The organism is Xanthomonas sp. 3075 (assembly GCF_014197275.1).
In the GTDB taxonomy this organism is placed as follows: Bacteria; Pseudomonadota; Gammaproteobacteria; order Xanthomonadales; family Xanthomonadaceae; genus Xanthomonas; species Xanthomonas campestris_B.
The window spans coordinates 1-17929 of sequence record NZ_JACIFI010000001.1 but is presented as its reverse complement, the minus strand read 5'-3'; the positions used below and the strand labels follow the sequence as shown (position 1 = coordinate 17929).

14 protein-coding genes are annotated in these 17929 nt (G+C 66.4%); 10 read left to right on the top strand and 4 right to left on the bottom strand.

What is annotated here, in order from left to right; all coding sequences use genetic code 11:
* Nucleotides 1–113 precede the first annotated feature (113 nt).
* On the bottom strand, nucleotides 114–467 hold the full coding sequence (locus tag GGR62_RS00070; protein WP_184406303.1) for a hypothetical protein: 354 nt from the start codon (nucleotides 465–467) through the stop codon (nucleotides 114–116).
* 160 nt (nucleotides 468–627) lie between these two features.
* Entirely contained in the window at nucleotides 628–2556 is a 1929-nt protein-coding gene (locus GGR62_RS00065; RefSeq protein ID WP_184405697.1) for an alpha-L-fucosidase, read from the bottom strand.
* 508 nt (nucleotides 2557–3064) lie between these two features.
* On the opposite strand from GGR62_RS00065, the gene mutS reads away from it, so the two are divergent.
* The 8 genes from mutS to GGR62_RS00025 all read left to right on the top strand — a co-directional run bounded on the left by mutS (nucleotide 3065) and on the right by GGR62_RS00025 (nucleotide 14410).
* Complete coding sequence (gene mutS, locus GGR62_RS00060) at nucleotides 3065–5719, top strand: DNA mismatch repair protein MutS (protein ID WP_326520221.1); 2655 nt, start codon at nucleotides 3065–3067, stop codon at nucleotides 5717–5719.
* 316 nt (nucleotides 5720–6035) lie between these two features.
* The gene (gene aztA, locus GGR62_RS00055; protein WP_184405695.1) at nucleotides 6036–6776 is read left to right on the top strand and encodes a zinc ABC transporter ATP-binding protein AztA; all 741 of its coding nucleotides are present in this window, start codon (nucleotides 6036–6038) and stop codon (nucleotides 6774–6776) included.
* Nucleotides 6773–7651: a metal ABC transporter permease gene (locus GGR62_RS00050; protein WP_221228966.1), complete on the top strand. Its 879-nt coding sequence runs from the start codon at nucleotides 6773–6775 to the stop codon at nucleotides 7649–7651. The genes aztA and GGR62_RS00050 overlap by 4 nt, the downstream gene beginning before the upstream one ends.
* A complete protein-coding gene (locus tag GGR62_RS00045; protein WP_184405694.1) occupies nucleotides 7648–8607 on the top strand; it encodes a metal ABC transporter substrate-binding protein in 960 nt (319 codons plus the stop codon). The genes GGR62_RS00050 and GGR62_RS00045 overlap by 4 nt, the downstream gene beginning before the upstream one ends.
* A complete protein-coding gene (locus tag GGR62_RS00040; protein ID WP_184405693.1) occupies nucleotides 8604–9569 on the top strand; it encodes a GTP-binding protein in 966 nt (321 codons plus the stop codon). The genes GGR62_RS00045 and GGR62_RS00040 overlap by 4 nt, the downstream gene beginning before the upstream one ends.
* Nucleotides 9566–10603 (top strand): WD40 repeat domain-containing protein, encoded by a 1038-nt coding sequence (locus GGR62_RS00035; RefSeq protein ID WP_184405691.1) that lies wholly within the window; start codon nucleotides 9566–9568, stop codon nucleotides 10601–10603. Before GGR62_RS00040 ends, GGR62_RS00035 begins: the two co-directional genes overlap by 4 nt.
* Before the next feature lie 110 nt (nucleotides 10604–10713).
* A complete protein-coding gene (locus GGR62_RS00030; protein WP_184405690.1) occupies nucleotides 10714–12909 on the top strand; it encodes a TonB-dependent receptor in 2196 nt (731 codons plus the stop codon).
* A complete protein-coding gene (locus GGR62_RS00025) occupies nucleotides 12896–14410 on the top strand; it encodes a hypothetical protein (protein WP_326520220.1) in 1515 nt (504 codons plus the stop codon). Before GGR62_RS00030 ends, GGR62_RS00025 begins: the two co-directional genes overlap by 14 nt.
* Here GGR62_RS00025 and GGR62_RS00020 read toward each other — a convergent pair whose 3' ends face one another.
* Together GGR62_RS00020 and GGR62_RS00015 are read right to left on the bottom strand one after the other, a co-directional pair.
* Nucleotides 14411–14860 carry a nuclear transport factor 2 family protein gene (locus GGR62_RS00020; RefSeq protein ID WP_184405688.1) on the bottom strand — a complete coding sequence of 150 codons (450 nt, stop codon included), beginning with the start codon at nucleotides 14858–14860 and terminating at the stop codon, nucleotides 14411–14413.
* Between the two features lie 120 nt (nucleotides 14861–14980).
* Nucleotides 14981–15181 carry a hypothetical protein gene (locus GGR62_RS00015; RefSeq protein WP_184405685.1) on the bottom strand — a complete coding sequence of 67 codons (201 nt, stop codon included), beginning with the start codon at nucleotides 15179–15181 and terminating at the stop codon, nucleotides 14981–14983.
* Between the two features lie 252 nt (nucleotides 15182–15433).
* Here GGR62_RS00015 and katG point away from each other — a divergent pair, with 252 nt between their 5' ends.
* A complete protein-coding gene (gene katG, locus GGR62_RS00010) occupies nucleotides 15434–17680 on the top strand; it encodes a catalase/peroxidase HPI (RefSeq protein ID WP_184405684.1) in 2247 nt (748 codons plus the stop codon).
* A gap of 110 nt (nucleotides 17681–17790) precedes the next feature.
* The coding region (locus tag GGR62_RS00005) for a transposase (protein ID WP_184405682.1) at nucleotides 17791–17929 on the top strand (139 nt) is incomplete at its 3' end.

The window sequence follows — 17929 nt, the reverse complement described above, 5'->3', positions numbered from 1 at the left end:
CATCACCGAGTAGATCATCCCACCCGAAGATCGCGGGCAGGGCTTGAACCGTGGCCAGCACAGGCTCGGCATTGCCGACCAGGCCAGCGCTTGCGCTCGCCCGTTCGGCAACCCTACATCTCTGTATGCCCCGCAGCCGAATCGCGCGGAAAATAGCGATTGAGTTTTTCTTCCCACGCCTGGAATTGCTCCAATGTGTAGGCGTCCATCGGGCGCGGGTCGTCGGCCAGCGCTTTCTTCTGGGCCACAAAGGCGATGCGCTGGGACGACAGCTCATCCCACGCCTTTCTGAGCGTGACCGGATCTGGATGCGAAACCAGCATCGCCTCCAATAACGTGGCCTGGGCCACGCGTGCGGCCAGCAGATCGCTAAGCGCCTCGGTCACGGACTGCATCCACTCGTGCTGTTTCTGTTCCATACCCAACCAGGTCGCCTGCATGATGCGCCGCACACCATAGCGCGTGATCCGGAACGGCGGTGTGCAAACGGTTCAAGACTCAGCTTCGCCACGTGATGTGAATGCAGCGAACTCTGCCTGTGTCGCTTCGCTTGACGCGTCTCAAGCCCGCGACACTCCGTCACCCAAGATGCCCCCACGCGGCGCATGGCCGCGTGGGATCGCAAGTTCATCGCAAGCGCGAGAATGCACCGATACCGGCAATCGCCAGCCGCTCGGCGGGCACCGCCGTTTCCGCGAACGACAGCCGCAGGTAGCGGATCTGGCGGACCTCGGGGAAATTCAGCCGCTGGGTCGAGAGCGCATAGGCGATATTGGACAACTCGCCGGCACCAGCCGGCTGCCAGCGCTGGCCATCTTCGCTGGTTTCGGCGCGATAACCCTTCGGTGGCGCCGCACCGTTCATCACCGTGCGCGAAGGCGTCAGGCTGAAACCGGCAACCTGACGCAGCGCGCCGAGGTCGATGGTCGCCTGCGCGGGGTGGCCGGGGGTGGGCGCGGGCGTGATCCAGACCGTGCTGGCATCGTCGTCGAGCAACTTGTCCGCCCCTGGCGCGCTGGCCTCGACGATGCGCCAGCCGGCGGAGGACAACACATCCGGCGCGTTCGCCGTCGGCCGCGCGACCGGCACTGGCGCAACGGCGCGGAACAGCGCGAATTCGCTGATCGCCGGGCACACCGGCGCCTCAAGCACGACCAGGCGCACCCGGCGTGCGGCGACCGGGCGATCCAGCCGCACGATGCGCTGTGCACCGATGCACTGCGCTTCGGCCAGCCGCCGCCATTGCCCATCGACCTCGGCTTCGACCGCGAAGCGGGTGACGCGCACGCCCAGCGGCAGGTATTCGCGCAGCCGGATCAAATCGAAACTGTGCGCCGCCGACAGCTCCAGCGTCAGCGTCGGCGTGGTGACATCGTCCGGCGAGGACCAGTAGCTGTCCGGCTGGCGGTCGAGCACGCGCGCCGGCTCGAACCCAGGCCCACGCGACGCGCTGGCGCTGGCCTTGGCACCCTTGGCCAGATCGATGGCGAAGCTGGCGCGGATCGCATCGCCAAAACTCGTCAGCACCGCCACGTCGTGGTCGGGGATGCGGCCGCGTCGGTCGGGCGGAAGATTGAGGTTCATGTTGGTGCCGCGCGCGACCGAGGTGTCGAAATAGCGCACCAGGTTCTCCGGGCTACGCACCTTGCCGTCTTCATCGGCATGGTAGAACCAGCCCGGGCGGATCGAGGTGTTGGTTTCGGCCGGCCACCACAGCGCCGCCCCGCGCACGCCGGAATTGCCGTTTTCCTGGGTATACGGCGCATTGGGCATGGTCGGCCAGGAGGGATCGCCGGCGATACCGTCCTCGTTGCCGCCCCAGCGGATATCGGCGCCAAGCGGGTCGAAGGTGCAGGCCATCGGCTGATGCTGATGCACCAGCTCGATCATCCGTGGCCAGTTGTAGTACGCGGGCGCATCGATCTTGCGCGATTCGCGCGCTCCACCGTAGTAGCCGTCGCCGCCATTGGCGCCGTCGAACCAGAACTCGAACAGGTCGCCGTAGCCCGTGCAGAGTTCGACGATCTGCTTGCGGAAATAGTCGAGATAGCCGGGGCGACCGTACTCGGCATGGTTGCGATCCCAGGGCGAGAGGTAGATGCCGAACGCCAGGCCGGCGCGTCGACACGCCGCGGCCATTTCCCCGACGATGTCGCCCTTGCCGTTCTTGTAGGGCGAGTTGCGAATGCAATGCTCGGTCAAGCGCGTCGGCCAGAGACAGAACCCATCGTGGTGCTTGGCGGTGAAAATAAGCCCTTTCAGATTGCCGGCCTTGGCAGCAGCAACAATTTGATCGGCTGAAAAATCACTGGGATCGAATTTGCGCGGATCCTCGTCGCCGTAGCCCCATTCCTTGTCGGTGAAGGTGTTCATCGCAAAATGCACGAACGCATATTGCTCCCACCGATGCCAGCGCAGTTGTCGCGCGCTGGGCACCGCGCCCCACGGTGCCGGCCCGCTGGCGCGCGGCGCAGGTGTGATCCGAGCTGCCGATGCAGTGAAGCTGGCGGCAGCGGCTACCACACCCGTGGCAAGAAAACTACGACGATCGATCATTAGCGCCTCCGACTCTGCACAAGTTTCGATCTTAGCTTTTCCAAAGTCGAAGAGTCCTAACGCCGAAGCAATAGACGGTTGGGCAAGGCACCGCACACAGGTCCACCAGGGCGATGCCCGTGAGGTCACTGAGCCTTCGTTGCCCCGCGAGAAGCGACGCACACCTTGCTGCCACGCCAAATCACTGCGTCGGTCATGCTCGGCTTTCCCACATCAAGCCCCCTCCCAGTGAGCGCCTGCTGATCGCAGGACAGCATTCGGTAGGGATTTCGCTTCGCCCAGAGGGCTTGGCACGATCGTCAATCGCCCGCCGGGCCCCATGACCGGCAGCAGCTCGACCCATAGCTCAGGGATTTTTCGGTGGGTGGGCTTAAACTTGGAGCCCGCGCCAACGTGGGGCGGCTCGTGGTTCCGTCATGTCAGCCACTCGCCCGTTTCATGGCGACATTGATTCATCCCGTTTCGAGGGTCGTCGCAACAAAAATCACCGCTCTCGACGCTACCGCCCATGATTGACCGCCACATCCCGGAAGAACATTTCTTGCAAAGCACTGATCCAAAAGAAAAAACCAAGAACTCCGGTGGGGCTGTCGAGCACACCCCGCTGATGAAGCAATTCTTCGCCGCCAAGTCGGACTACCCCGACCTGCTGCTGTTCTTCCGCATGGGCGACTTCTACGAGCTGTTCTACGACGATGCGCGCAAGGCCGCGCGGCTGCTCGATATCACGCTGACCCAGCGCGGCAGTTCCGGTGGTGCGCCGATTCCGATGGCCGGCGTGCCGGTGCACGCCTACGAAGGCTACCTGGCGCGGCTGGTGGCGCTGGGCGAGTCGGTGGCGATCTGCGAGCAGATCGGCGACCCGGCGTTGGCCAAGGGACTGGTCGAGCGCAAGGTGGTGCGCATCGTCACCCCGGGGACGGTCACCGACGAGGCGCTGCTGGACGAACGCCGCGACACCTTGTTGATGGCGATCTCGCGCAGCAAGCAAGGCTACGGCCTGGCCTGGGCCGATCTGGCCGGCGGACGTTTTCTGGTCAATGAAGTGGACAGCGTGGACGCGCTGGAAGCGGAAATCGCGCGCCTGGAACCGGCCGAGTTATTGGTGCCCGACGAAGACAACTGGCCGGAGTTCCTGCGCAGCCGCGTCGGCATGCGGCGGCGGCCACCGTGGTTGTTCGATGCCGACAGCGGCCGGCGTCAACTGCTGGCGTTCTTCAAGTTGCATGACCTGTCCGGCTTCGGCATCGACGACAAGCCCTGCGCCACTGCGGCGGCCGGCGCGCTGCTCGGCTATGTCGAAGAAACCCAGAAACAGCGCCTGCCGCATCTGACCTCCATCGCGATGGAAGTGGCCAGCGAGGCGATCTCGATGAACGCGGCCACGCGCCGCCATCTGGAGCTGGACACGCGGGTCGACGGCGACACCCGCAACACCTTGCTCGGAGTGCTGGACAGCACGGTGACGCCGATGGGCGGACGCCTGCTGCGGCGCTGGCTGCACCGCCCGCTGCGGCTGCGCGAGGTGCTGGTGCAACGTCACCATGCGGTCGGCAGCCTGATCGACAGCGGCGCCGACGTCGATGTGCGCGAGGCCTTCCGCGCGCTCGGCGATCTGGAACGCATCCTCACCCGCGTGGCGCTGCGCTCGGCGCGCCCACGCGATTTTTCCACCTTGCGCGACGGTCTGGCGTTGTTGCCGAAAGTGCGCACACTCCTCGCGCCACTGGATTCGCCGCGCCTGCAGACGCTGCATGCCGAACTCGGCGAACACGATGCTACCGCGCATCTGTTGCTCAGCGCTGTGGCCGAACAACCGCCGCTCAAACTCAGCGACGGTGGCGTCATCGCCACCGGTTACGACGCCGATCTGGACGAGTTGCGCCGCCTGTCCACCAACGCCGATCAATTCCTGATCGACCTGGAACAACGCGAACGTGCCAGCAGCGGCATCGCCACGCTCAAGGTCGGCTACAACCGTGTGCATGGCTATTACATCGAGATCAGCAAGGGCCAGGCCGAGAAAGCGCCACTGCACTACAGTCGCCGGCAGACGCTGACCAACGCCGAGCGCTACATCACCGAAGAACTCAAGAGCTTCGAGGACAAGGTGCTGTCGGCGCGCGAACGCTCGTTGTCGCGCGAAAAACTGTTGTACGAAGGCCTGCTCGACGCACTCGGCGGCGAGCTGGAAGGCCTCAAGCGCTGCGCCAGTGCATTGAGCGAACTCGACGTGCTGGCCGCCTTCGCAGAACGCGCGCAGGTGCTGGACTGGTCGCAGCCGGAACTGGACAGCGCGGCGTGCCTGCGCATCGAACGCGGCCGCCACCCGGTGGTGGAAGCGGTGCGCGACCAGCCATTCGAACCCAACGATCTGGAGTTGCACGCCGACCGCCGCATGCTGGTCATCACCGGCCCGAACATGGGCGGTAAATCGACCTACATGCGCCAGAACGCGTTGATCGTGTTGCTGGCGCATATCGGCAGCTACGTGCCGGCCAGCCGCGCGGTGATCGGGCCGATCGACCGCATCCTCACTCGCATCGGCGCCGGCGACGACCTGGCGCGCGGGCAATCCACCTTCATGGTGGAGATGGCCGAAACCAGCTACATCCTGCATCACGCCACACCACACTCGCTGGTGCTGATGGACGAGATCGGCCGTGGCACCTCCACTTACGACGGCCTGGCGCTGGCCGATGCGGTCGCACGCCATCTGGCGCATACCAATCGCTGCTACACGCTGTTCGCCACGCATTATTTCGAGCTCACCGCCCTGGCCGACGAATCGCATGCCGGCGGTAGCAGCGGCATTGCGAACGTGCACCTGGATGCGGTCGAACACGGCGAGCGCCTGGTGTTCATGCACGCGGTCAAGGACGGCCCGGCCAATCGCAGCTTCGGCCTGCAGGTCGCCGCGCTCGCCGGCTTGCCCAAGGCTGCCGTAACGCAGGCGCGCCACCGTCTGGCCGAACTGGAACAACGCGGCGGCGAAAGCCATGTCGCACAGATGGCGCCGACCGCACTGGATGCGCCGCAGCAGTTCGGCCTGTTCACCGCGCCTTCCTCCGCCGCGCAGGAAGCGCTGCAGGCGCTGGACCCGGACGAGCTCACACCCAAGCAGGCACTGGAAGCGCTGTACCGCCTCAAGGCATTGCTCTAGCCCACGCTGCGCACCACCAGACAGCAACCAGCAACACCGCACGCTCGCGGTGCCCGACCTTGGTACACCCAACGGTCGGCAGCGTTCGTCCACACGCGTTGATAGTTATGTTATATCGTTACATATGCCTGTCCCATCCATTTCCGCCGTCTTCGAACCGCTCCGTTCGCTCCAGTGCAACGCAACCGCCATGCTCTTCCCGTGCCGATGAAGCCTTGCGCCGATCCGCTGCTGGTCGGCGCGGCCACGCGGCTGGGCTGTGCGCTGCTGGCCGCGGCGTTGTTGTGGCTGGGCTATGCCTGGGTGACCTGCTGAGATGCTGGCCCTGCACGCGCTCAGTCTCGGCTACGGCTCTCAGGTCACCCTGCAGGCCCTGAACACGCGCATCGCGCGCGGCAGCCTGACGGCGCTGGTCGGGCCCAACGGCGCCGGCAAGACGACGTTGCTGCGCGCCATCGCCGGGGAACTGGCTCCGCTGGCCGGGCGCATCGAACGCGCAGCCGGTCGCATGTCCTGGCTGCCACAACGCACCGCAGTGGATACGCAGTTCCCGATCGATGTGCGCGGCTTCGTCGCGATGGGCTTATGGCAACGCATCGGCGCCCTGCGCGGACTGACAGTGGCCGACGCCGCGCAACTGGACCAGGCGTTGTCGGTCCTGGGTCTGGGCGCGCTTGGCAGCCGCCCGATCGGCACCTTGTCCGGCGGTCAGCTGCAACGCGCCCTGTTCGCGCGACTGTTGCTGCAGGACGCGGAGCTGATCCTGCTGGACGAGCCGTTCACCGCGATCGACAACCACACCACCGCCGACCTGCTGGCAGTGGTGCATCGCTGGCACCACGAGGGGCGCACCGTGCTGGCGGTGCTGCACGACCTGGAGATGGTGCGGCGGCATTTTCCCGAGACCTTGTTGATCGCCGGTCGCCAGATCGCGCACGGCCCCACCGCCACCGCGCTGAGCGCACACACCCTGGAGCAGGCGCGTAGCGCCGCCGACGCCTTGACCGGGTGCTGGGCACCGCCAGCGCCGTTGCAGCCACACAGGACCGCGCTGTGAGCCTGCCCTGGCAACCGTTCCTGGACTATGTGTTCATGCAGCGCGCGCTGCTGGGATGCACGGCCATCGCGCTCGGCGCCACCCCGATCGGCGTGTTCCTGATCGCGCGTCGCATGAGCCTGATCGGCGATGCAATGGCGCATGCGATTCTGCCCGGCGCGGCGGTGGGCTTCGTGGTGTCCGGGTTGTCGCTGGGCGCGATGACGCTGGGCGGTATCGTGGCCGGCCTGCTGGTAGCGGTGCTGACCGGTGCGGTGTCACGGGCCACGCGGCTGCAGGAGGACGCCTCGCTGGCAGCGTTCTATCTGATCTCGCTGGCGCTGGGCGTGCTGCTGGTCTCGCTCAAGGGCTCCAACGTGGACTTGATGCACGTGCTGTTCGGCAGCGTGCTGGCGCTGGACGACCCTGCGCTGGTCCTGCTGTGCACGATCGCCACGCTCACCTTGATCGTGCTGGCCATGCTGTATCGCCCGCTGGTGCTCGAATGCGTGGACCCGCAGTTCCTGCGCACCGTGGGCCGCAGCAGTCTGCTCACGCATCTGCTGTTCCTGGCACTGGTGGTGCTGAATCTGGTGGCCGGCTTCCAGGCGCTGGGCACCTTGATGGCGGTCGGCATCATGATCCTGCCCGCAGCCACCGCGCGCTTCTGGGCCCGGCGTCTGGCGCCGATGCTGTTGATCGCCCTGGCGGTGGCACTGCTGGCCTCGGTGGTCGGGTTGCTGCTGTCGTACCGCTTCGACCTGCCCTCCGGTCCCACCATCATCCTGGCCGCAGGCACCTTGTATTTGCTGTCCTTGTTACTCGGCCCGGAGGACAGTCTGGCCGCCAATGCGCGACCGCGCGGGCGCCGTGCTGTCGCGGGAGGCGCGCCATGAGCCGGCGCCTGCATGCCTTGCTCGGCATCGGCGTGCTGCTGGTACTGGCGGCAATCGTCGCGTTGTCCAATCGCGGGGAACCGACCGCGCAGCCGCATGGCGCGCAACCGCTGCGCGTGGTGGCCAGCTTTTCGATCCTGGGCGACCTGGTCCGTCAGGTCGGCGGCCCACGCGTCGCGCTGACCACGCTGGTCGGCCCGGAAGGCGATGCACATGTCTACCAGCCCACCCCGGCCGATGCGCGCGCGCTGGGAACCAGCGACCTGGTCTTCGTCAACGGGCTCGGCTTCGAAGGGTGGCTGGACCGGCTGGTCCACGCCTCCGGTTACCACGGCACCATTGTGGTGGCCAGCGACGGCGTGACGCCGCGCCGGCTCGACACCAGGGGCGCGCACGCCGGTCATGCGCATTCCGCGCTCGACCCGCACGCCTGGCAGAGCGTGCCCAACGTGGAGCGCTACGTGACCAACATCGCCGACGCACTGTCCAGGGCCGACCCCGGCGGCGCCCGGATTTACCGCGCCAATGCTGCCGCCTACCAGCTGCGCCTGCGTGCACTGCATGCGCAGATCCTGCGCAGCATCGCGGCGCTGCCGCCGCAGCGGCGCACCATCGTCACCTCGCACGATGCCTTCGGCTATTTCGCTGCCACCTACGGACTGCGTTTCGAGGCACCGCAGGGCGTGTCCACCGAGGCCGAGGCGTCCGCCCACGACGTGGCTCGATTGATCACGCAGATTCGGCGCGACGGCGCGGCGGCCTTGTTCGTCGAAGACATCACCGATCCACGGCTCTTGCAGCAGATCGCGCGCGAAACCGGCATCCGTATCGGCGGCACCTTGTATTCGGATGCGCTATCGCATCCGGGCGGGCCGGCGAGCACCTATCTGGACTTGATGCATCACAACCTCACTGCGCTACTGCAAGCGCTCGATCCTTCCAGGAGTTCGCCATGACTGCCCCGCAGATTCCCGTCACCGTGCTGACCGGCTTCCTCGGCGCCGGCAAGACCACGTTGTTGAACCGCATCCTCACCGAGCCGCACGGCCACCGCTACGCGGTCATCATCAACGAATTCGGCGAGACCGGCATCGACAACGATCTGGTGGTCAATGCCGACGAAGAAATCTTCGAAATGAACAACGGTTGCATCTGCTGCACCGTGCGCGGCGACCTGATCCGCATTCTCGATGGATTGATGAAGCGCCGCGACTTCGATGCGATCCTGATCGAAACCACCGGCATGGCCGATCCCGCGCCGGTGGCGCAGACCTTCTACGTCGACCCGGACGTCGCTGCCAGGACCCGACTGGACGCAATCGTGACGGTCGTCGATGCGGTCAATCTCGCCACCCACCTGGACGAGGCGCACGAGACCGCCGAGCAGATCGCCTTCGCCGATGTCGTATTGCTCAACAAGATCGATCTGGTCCAGCCCGCGCAACTGGAGACGGTCGAGGCGCGCATCCGCGGCATCAATCCCTATGCGCGCATCGTGCGCAGCCAGCGCTGCGACGTCCCGCTGGACGAGGTGCTCGGGCTGGCCGCGTTCACCCTCGAACGCGTACTGGAGATCGAACCGGATTTTCTCGACGAAGCGAAGACCCACGCGCACGAAGACGACATCGGCTCGGTTTCGCTGCAACTACAGCAACCGCTGGACCCGATGCGTTTCCAGCAATGGTTCGGTGCCCTGCTGCGCGACCACGGCACCGATATCCTGCGCTCCAAGGGCATCCTGGATCTGGCCGGCGAGCCGCGCCGCTACGTCATCCAGGGTGTGCACATGCTGACCGATGGCGACTTTCTCGATGCCTGGCCGCCGGGACAAGCGCGCGTGTCCAGGCTCGTGTTCATCGGCCGTGACCTGGAACGCATGCGCCTGCGCGAAGGATTCAGCGCCTGCGTGGCGGCATGAGCGCGCCGCTGCAACCGCAGGTCGCCGATCAGGCACCACGGACATCGGCGTCCGGTCTGTCCCTGCGCATCTCCGCGGTCCCGGTTGCCGTTGCCGTCAGCGGTGGACGCCTGGCGACGGCCTGGGGTGACGGCTGCATCCGCAGCTTCGCCAGGCAGCAGGCACCGGACTGCGTGCAGGTGCACGACGGCGCGATCCTGGCCTTGGCCGCAGACGACGCGGGTGGCCTGCTGAGCGGTGGCGACGATGGCGTGTTCGCACGCACGGATGCCGCCGGCATGCAGGTGCTGGCGCGTTTTCCCGGCCAGTGGGTCGAGCATGTCGGCACCAGCGCCGATGGCGGGCATGCGTGCGCGGTCGGTCGCCGCGTGCATCTGTGGGACGCCGCCGGCGACACTCAGGTGCTGGAGCATCCCTCCACGGTAGGCGGCATGGCCTTCGATCGCAGCGGCCGACGCCTGGCGGTCGCCCATTACGGTGGGCTCACGCTGTGGACGCGCAATGCCACCGGCTGGAGCGCATCGTCGTTGCCGTGCCGTGGCAGCCACCTCGGAGTGATCTGGTCGCCGGACGACAGGTACGTGCTGAGCAGCATGCAGGAGCAGGCCGTGCATGGGTGGCGCGTCGCAGATCGGATGCAGCTGCATATCGCCGGCTACCCCGGCAAGGTCAGGCAGTGGAGTTGGGTCGAGCCAGCACCATGGTTGGCCAGCGGCAGCGCAACCGCCGCCTTGCTGTGGCCCTTCGACGGCAAGCACGGGCCGCTGCAGCGCACGCCCCTGGCGCTGTTCCAGGACGACGGCCAGGCCCTGGTGAGCGCCTTGTGCACGCTCCCAGGCCGGCCCACGGTGCTCGCCGGCAAGAGCGACGGCAGCGTACTGATCGGCGAGGCGACCACACCGCAGCAATGGCATGTGCTCCGCCATGCCGGCGGCACCGCGCTGGCGCTGCTGGCGGTCCTCCCGCAGCCGTACTGGCTGCTGGCTGTACACGCCGACGGCTCGGTGCTGTGGATGCCCTTGCTGCCGCCATGAGCGCCATCTGCAGATCCACGGTGCCATGGCACGCCTTCCCGCTCGCTCCGCCTTGGCGCCGCGCAATCGCCTGGCCCACTCATCCCCTCGCTCCCATGCCTAGCTCCCCTATGACGCCCCGTTCCCGCCGCGCACACGCCTCGGCGCTGCCCGCCGCCTGGATTGTCTGCTTCGCCGTTGCAATCGCCCTGCCGCCCTGCACTGCCATCGCGGCACAGGGGCCGGATACCACTGCGCGTACGCTGGATGCGATCACGGTGCAGGCCGATGCTCCAGCCATGCCGTTTTTGCCCACGGCCGGGCGACTCGGCCTTTCGCCTGCGCAGACGCCGGCCACACTCGACGCGATCGATGCCGAGGCGATGCAGGCGCGCGGACTGCAAAGCGTCGAACAGGCCGTGACCACCCTGCCCGGCATCACCAGCGGCGGTTCGCCCGGCAACCTGTCCAGCCTGTCGATGCGTGGCTTCAGCGGCGGCCAGATCACGATGCTGCACAACGGCCTGTACCTGGGACCATCGAGCATGACCACGCGCCCGCAGAACAGTTTCAACCTGCAAAGCGTGGAAGTGCTCAAGGGGCCGGCGTCGGTGATCTACGGCCAGGGCGCGATCGGTGGTGCGGTCAACGTGATCGACAAGCAACCGGTCTTCGATACGCCCCGCTACGATCTGCTCGCCGGCATCTCGCGCTTCGGTGGCCGCGAGGCCGGCCTTGGCGGCGGCGGCCGGCTCGACGATACATTGGCCTATCGCGCCGATATCAGCCGGGTGTCCTCGGACGGCTTCGTGCACGCCGCCGGCTCGGACACGCTCGATCTCAGCGCCGCACTGCTTTGGCGGCCCAGCGCCACGCTGCGCGCGCAGCTGTCGGTGGATTACGCCAACGACCATCCCAGCACCTATTTCGGAACGCCATTGCTGCCCGCCGATGCTGCGCGCGCACCGCTGCACGATGCGCTGCGCAGCGCCGACGGCCGGGTCGTGGACGCAGCCCTGCGCCGCAACAACTACAACGTCGTGGATGCCGACATCGCCTCGCGCCAACTCTGGCCGCAGGCCTGGCTGGAATGGTCGCCGAGCCAGGCCATCCGCGTACGCAGCCTGCTCTATGCCTTCGACGCCTCGCGCCGTTGGATCAACGCGGAAAACTATGCCTACAACGCCAGCAGCGGGCGGATCGACCGCGACCGCTTCTTCGTCTTCCATCGCCAACACCTGTGGGGCAACCAGACCAGCGCGACCATCGACCAGCCGGTGGGCGGTCACGCCAATCGCCTGGTGGTCGGGCTGGACTACAACCGCATGCACTTCGTCCGCGAGCGCGGCTTTCCCGATGGCGACAGCGTCGATGCCGATACGCTGCGGCCGAGCGGTCTCTTCGGCGAGCGCCAGCCGCGGCGCAGTCCGACCCGCTGGACCAACACCGCGCTGTTCGTGGAGGACGCGCTGGACCTGGACGCCCAGCTGAAACTGGTGCTGGGCGGACGTTGGGAATCGCTGGATCTGGACCGTCGCAACTTCACCGCCGACGGTCAATTCCAGGCCGCCACCAGCTTTTCGCGGCGCTACCGCCCCAACAATGCCCGCGTCGGGCTGGTGTACGCGCTGACCCCGGCGTTGACCCCCTACCTCTCCTACACCACCGGCAGCGATCCGCCCGGTTCCAATATCCTGCTGGTCAATGCCGGCGAAGATTTCGGACTCAGCACCTCGCGCCAATACGAAGCCGGCGTCAAGGCCGCGCGCAGCGATCAACGCGCCAGCGCCACCCTGGCGCTGTACGACATTCGCCGCGACAACATCCTGAGCCTGACCGCCCAGGACGTGCTCAGCAACATCGGCAGCCAGACCTCGCGCGGCGTGGAGCTTTCGGCGTCGGCCAAACTCACTGAGCAATGGGCAGTGGACGCCAACGTTGCCTATACCGATGCCCGCTACCGCGACTTCATCGACAGCAGTACCGGCACCGACGTCTCCGGCAATCGTCCGCCCAATGTCCCACGCACCGTGTTCAACCTGTGGACCCATCTGGACGCGGTCGGCGCGTTGCCGCTGGAACTCGGGCTGGGCCTGCATGGCGTGGGCACACGCTATGGCGATAACGCCAATACATTGCAGTTGGAGCGCTACGTACTGACCGATGTTTACGCCACCTACCGGCTGACGCCAGCGCTGGCGCTGAGCCTGCGAGCGGACAATCTGTTCGACAAGCGCTACGTGCAGTGGGCCGACATCTCCTATCCGCAGCAGGTGATGCTGGGCCAGCCGCGCAGTTACGCGCTCAGCCTGCGTGGCACGTTCTAGCCGGCGCCTGTGGGCGTGGCTGGCATGGCTGCACCGTTGGTTCGGCGTCGCACTGTGCCTGGCGTTTGCGGTGTGGTTCAGCAGCGGCATCGTGATGCTGTTCGTGCCGTTCCCCGCCCTGCCCGATAGCGCCCGTCGCGCCGGCAGCGACCCATTGGCGCTGGCCCGGGTGCATATCGCGCCGGCCACGGCCCTGGCCATCGGAGGCGGTGGCGACGGCATGCGCTTGATCTCGGTCGCCGGACGGCCGCGCTATGTAATCGATCAGGCCACACTGGTGCGCAGCATCGATGCGCGCAGCGGCGCCCTGCTCGGCATGCTGGACAGCGCGCAGGCACGCACCGTGGCCGCGCGCTTCGCCCATGCGCGGGTCCGCCGGCTGGTCGGCCCGCTGCAAGTGGATCAATGGAGCGTGCACCAGCATTTCGATGCCTGGCGTCCGTTCTACCGCGCAGAACTGGACGATGCCGCAGGCACCGAGCTGTACGTGTCCGCACGCAGCGGCGAGGTAATGCAGCGTACCCGCGCCAGCGAACGTCGCTGGAACTGGCTGGGCGCCATTCCGCACTGGCTGTATTTCACCGTGCTGCGCCACGACTTCGGTGCCTGGGATCGCACGGTCTGGTGGGTGGCATTGGCCGCACTGATCGGCGCGGCGTCCGGCACGCTGCTCGGCCTGTACCGGACCTGGCAGATCCGGATGCGGCGGCGCGCGGGCTGGTCGGCCTTCGGTGGCGTGCTGCGCTGGCACCACGGCCTCGGCCTGGGCGGTGCGGCGATCGTGCTGGTGTGGATCTTCAGCGGCTGGCTGTCGATGGACCACGGCAGGCTGTTCTCGCGCGGTCAACCGTCACCGCAAGCAGTGAGGCGCTATGCGGCCGACTCGTTGCAACACGCACTGGCCGGCGTCGCGCTTGACGCACTGCAACCGCTGGACGGCAGCGGCGAGATCGCTTTCAGCGTCGTCGGCGGGCATGCATGGGCAAGCGGCCGTGGTGGAGCCGGCGACAACGCCACCCTGGGACTCGCCTCTGCCCCGGCGGCCACGTACCGCCTGTCGTCGCAGGCACGGCGCGCGGCGATTGTTGCCGCAGCGGCCCAAACATGGCCGCTGACGGCCGATCCAGGCGGCGGGCAGCCACGGCCCAACGAGACGCTCTATCGGGAGGCCGATGCCATTGCTGACGATGCCGTGCGTGTGGCACTGGCCTCGCCGCAGGGCGCCGCGCTGTACTTCGATTCGCAGACCGGCCGACCGCTGCTGCAACTGGACGCAAGCCGCAAGGCGTATGCATGGCTGTACTTCGCGCTGCACACCACCCGGGTACCCGGACTGGTCGCCTATCCACGCTTGCGCCTGGCGTTGCAACTCACGTTGCTGGCAATCGGCTGGTGCCTGAGCATCACCGGCATCGTGCTGGCCTGCAAAAGGCTGCGTTTGTGTGCACAGCGGCGGTCATCCACTGCCCCGAACGATCGTCGGGGACAGCAAGGGAACTGACTAGACGCCTTCGGACGCACGCGACGAGTGGTGACCGGTGATCAGCCACTGGCCATCGATCTCCTCGAAGGTAAACAGAAAGCGGGCATTGACCGGTTCGGACACGCCATTGCGTTCGAACACGAAGGTATACAGGCCGCCGATCACCACCGTGCCCAATCTGGCGCTGACCCGCTTCTTCTGCACGGTAATGCCACAGCTCAAGCCATCGACGGCCAGGAAGGATTCGAAATAGGCGCGGCGGTCCTCGTAACGACCGCGGATATCGTCGGACAGCGTCGGGACCAGGATGGCGTCGTCCGCGTAGAGCGCGAGCAATGCATCGATATCGCGTCTGCCCACGGTTTCCGCCCAACGCAGCAGCACCTTTCCGGCCTCGGTCAGGCAAAAGGCGGCAGTGCGTGCGGCAACGGCGGGTTGGAAGTCGGCAACGGCGGCATCGGTGGTCATCGGTGGTTCCTTTCGCAGCAAGGGCAGGGGCGGCCGGCAGTTGCCGGACACAATTGTTACATTATAACAATTTGACGTGAGCGCGATGCGAGGAACCGTGTCGTCTCGGCCGCACTCGTTCTATCCCCGCCTTTGCGACGCGCCAGACAGCTTTCCCACCGAACCGGCGCCATGCTCCATCACGCAGCCGCCCTGAAGGGAGAGGCCCATTCCTTGCTGCAGATCGTCGCCGGTGTGCGGATTCGTGAAGGCATGCAGTGGATCGAACCAAATCGACGTGCTGCAATATGCAACGTCGATGCTGCGAATGCGCCGCGCCAAGCAGGCAGATCCATAGCTAGAAACTATCGAAGCAGTAATATCATTCTAATTCCGCAAATCGAGGCGACGTTTTATGGTGACCAGATGGACTAGAAGAGCCCGCCAGATGCGCCAACCCGCCCGATCGCTGCCCTTCCCGTCTTCCCACATCGCCGCTGATCTCGATCCATTCGTCCAGCGCTCTCTTCGCCCGCATGCGCCAGCCGCCTCGGCGCGCCACTCCCCAAGTGCACACGCACACAGGTAACCGCCATGACCACCGAAGCAAAGTGCCCCTTCAACCACGCCGTCGTCGGCACCGGCACCACCAACCGCGATTGGTGGCCCAAGCAGCTGCGCGTGGACCTGCTCAGCCAGCATTCGAGCAAGTCCAACCCGCTGGGCCAAACCTTCAACTACGCCGAAGCGTTCAAGCGCATCGATCTGGCAGCACTCAAGCAGGAACTGCGTGCGCTGATGACCGACTCGCAGGACTGGTGGCCGGCCGACTTCGGGCATTACGGCCCGCTGTTCGTGCGCATGGCCTGGCATAGCGCCGGCACCTACCGCATCGGCGACGGGCGTGGCGGTGGCGGTCGCGGCCAGCAGCGTTTCGCGCCGCTCAACAGCTGGCCGGACAACGTCAGCCTGGACAAGGCGCGCCGCCTGCTGTGGCCGATCAAGCAGAAATACGGCCAGGCGATTTCCTGGGCCGACCTGATGATCCTCACCGGCAACGTCGCACTGGAAAGCATGGGCTTCAAGACCTTCGGCTTTGCCGGCGGCCGCGAAGACACCTGGGAACCGGATCAGGACCTGTACTGGGGCCGCGAAACCAAGTGGTTGGGCGGCGACGATCGCTACGCGCACGGCTCGCCCGGTGTGGACGAAGCGCATGGCGTGCTGGTGAAGGACGACGACAGCGAAGTGCCGCACACCCGCGATCTGGAAAACCCGCTGGCCGCCGTGCAGATGGGCCTGATCTACGTCAATCCGGAAGGCCCGGACGGCAAGCCGGACCCGATCGCGGCCGCGCGCGACATCCGTGACACCTTCGCGCGCATGGCGATGAACGACGAAGAGACCGTGGCGCTGATCGCCGGCGGCCACACCTTCGGCAAGACCCACGGCGCCGGCCCGGCCGACAACGTCGGCGCCGAACCGGAAGCCGGCGAGCTGGAAAGCCAGGGCCTGGGCTGGCACAACCGCTACGGCAGCGGCAAGGGCGCCGACACCATCACCAGCGGTCTGGAAGTCACCTGGACCACCACGCCCGCGCAGTGGAGCAACGACTTCTTCGACCACCTGTTCAAGTTCGAGTGGGAGCTGAGCAAGAGCCCGGCCGGCGCGCACCAGTGGGTGGCCAAGAACGCCGACGCCATCATTCCCGATGCGCACGACGCGTCGAAGAAGCATCGCCCGACCATGCTGACCACCGATCTGGCGCTGCGTTTCGATCCCGCCTACGAGGCGATCTCGCGTCGCTTCCACCAACACCCCGACCAGTTCGCCGATGCCTTCGCCCGCGCCTGGTTCAAGCTCACTCACCGCGACATGGGCCCGCGCTCACGTTATCTGGGCGCGGATGTGCCGAGCGAAGAACTGTTGTGGCAGGACCCAGTGCCGGCCGTCGACCACGCTCTGATCGATGCGCAGGACGCAGCCGCACTCAAGCAGGCCATCCTCGCCTCTGGCCTGAGCGTGGCGCAATTGGTGTCCACTGCATGGGCCTCGGCGTCCACCTTCCGTGGCTCGGACAAGCGCGGCGGTGCCAATGGGGCACGCATCCGCCTGGCACCGCAAAAGGATTGGCAGGCCAACCAGCCCGAGCAGCTCGCCAAGGTGCTGGCCGCGTTGGAACGCATCCAGGCCGATTTCAACGGCAGCCAATCCGGCGGCAAGAAGGTCTCGCTCGCCGACCTGATCGTGCTGGCCGGCAATGCCGCGGTCGAACAGGCTGCACACGCCGCCGGCCACAGCGTGACCGTGCCGTTCGCGCCAGGCCGCACCGATGCCTCGCAGGAACAGACCGATGTCGACTCCTTCGCCGTGCTCGAACCGGTGGCCGACGGCTTCCGCAACTTCGCCAAGCGCCGCTACGCCGTGCCAGCGGAAGCCTTGTTGATCGACAAAGCGCAGCTGCTGACCTTGACCGCACCGGAGCTGACCGTACTGGTCGGCGGCCTGCGCGTGCTCGGCGCCAATGTCGGCGACTCCACGCATGGCGTGTTCACCACCCGCCCCGGCGTGCTGAGCAACGACTTCTTCGCCAACCTGCTCGACATGCGCACCGAGTGGAAGGCCACTTCCGAAGCGAAGGATCTTTACGAAGGCCGCGACCGCAGCACCGGCGAACAGAAGTGGACCGGCACGCGTGTGGACCTGGTGTTCGGCTCCAACTCGATCCTGCGCGCCGTTGCCGAGGTCTATGCAAGCGCCGACGCACAGGAGAAGTTCGTCCACGACTTCGTCGCGGCCTGGACCAAGGTGATGCAGCTGGATCGTTTCGATCTGGCGTGAGTTAATTTGCGAGTACTGGCACCCATCCGTGGGTGCCAGTACGACGTCCCCCCGATTTTGAGTAGCGCCTCAGTTTGGAGTCCAATTCCCTACCCCGAAGGAGATTGGACGTGAAGAAGCGTTTTACTGACGAGCAGGTCATCGGCTTTCTGCACGAAGCCGAAAGCGGCGTGGCGATCAAGGACCTGTGCCGGCGCCATGGCTTCAGCGAGGCCTCCTACTACCTGTGGCGCAGCAAGTTCGGCGGGA

Bases quoted from the DNA above. Each gene is read 5' to 3' on its own strand.
- aztA (WP_184405695.1), top strand. From the start codon at position 6,036: ATGCTGGCCCTGCACGCGCTCAGTCTCGGCTACGGCTCTCAGGTCACC.
- GGR62_RS00065 (WP_184405697.1), bottom strand. From the start codon at position 2,556: ATGATCGATCGTCGTAGTTTTCTTGCCACGGGTGTGGTAGCCGCTGCC.
- mutS (WP_326520221.1), top strand. From the start codon at position 3,065: ATGATTGACCGCCACATCCCGGAAGAACATTTCTTGCAAAGCACTGAT.
- GGR62_RS00030 (WP_184405690.1), top strand. From the start codon at position 10,714: ATGACGCCCCGTTCCCGCCGCGCACACGCCTCGGCGCTGCCCGCCGCC.
- GGR62_RS00020 (WP_184405688.1), bottom strand. From the start codon at position 14,860: ATGACCACCGATGCCGCCGTTGCCGACTTCCAACCCGCCGTTGCCGCA.
- GGR62_RS00045 (WP_184405694.1), top strand. From the start codon at position 7,648: ATGAGCCGGCGCCTGCATGCCTTGCTCGGCATCGGCGTGCTGCTGGTA.
- GGR62_RS00040 (WP_184405693.1), top strand. From the start codon at position 8,604: ATGACTGCCCCGCAGATTCCCGTCACCGTGCTGACCGGCTTCCTCGGC.
- katG (WP_184405684.1), top strand. From the start codon at position 15,434: ATGACCACCGAAGCAAAGTGCCCCTTCAACCACGCCGTCGTCGGCACC.
- GGR62_RS00035 (WP_184405691.1), top strand. From the start codon at position 9,566: ATGAGCGCGCCGCTGCAACCGCAGGTCGCCGATCAGGCACCACGGACA.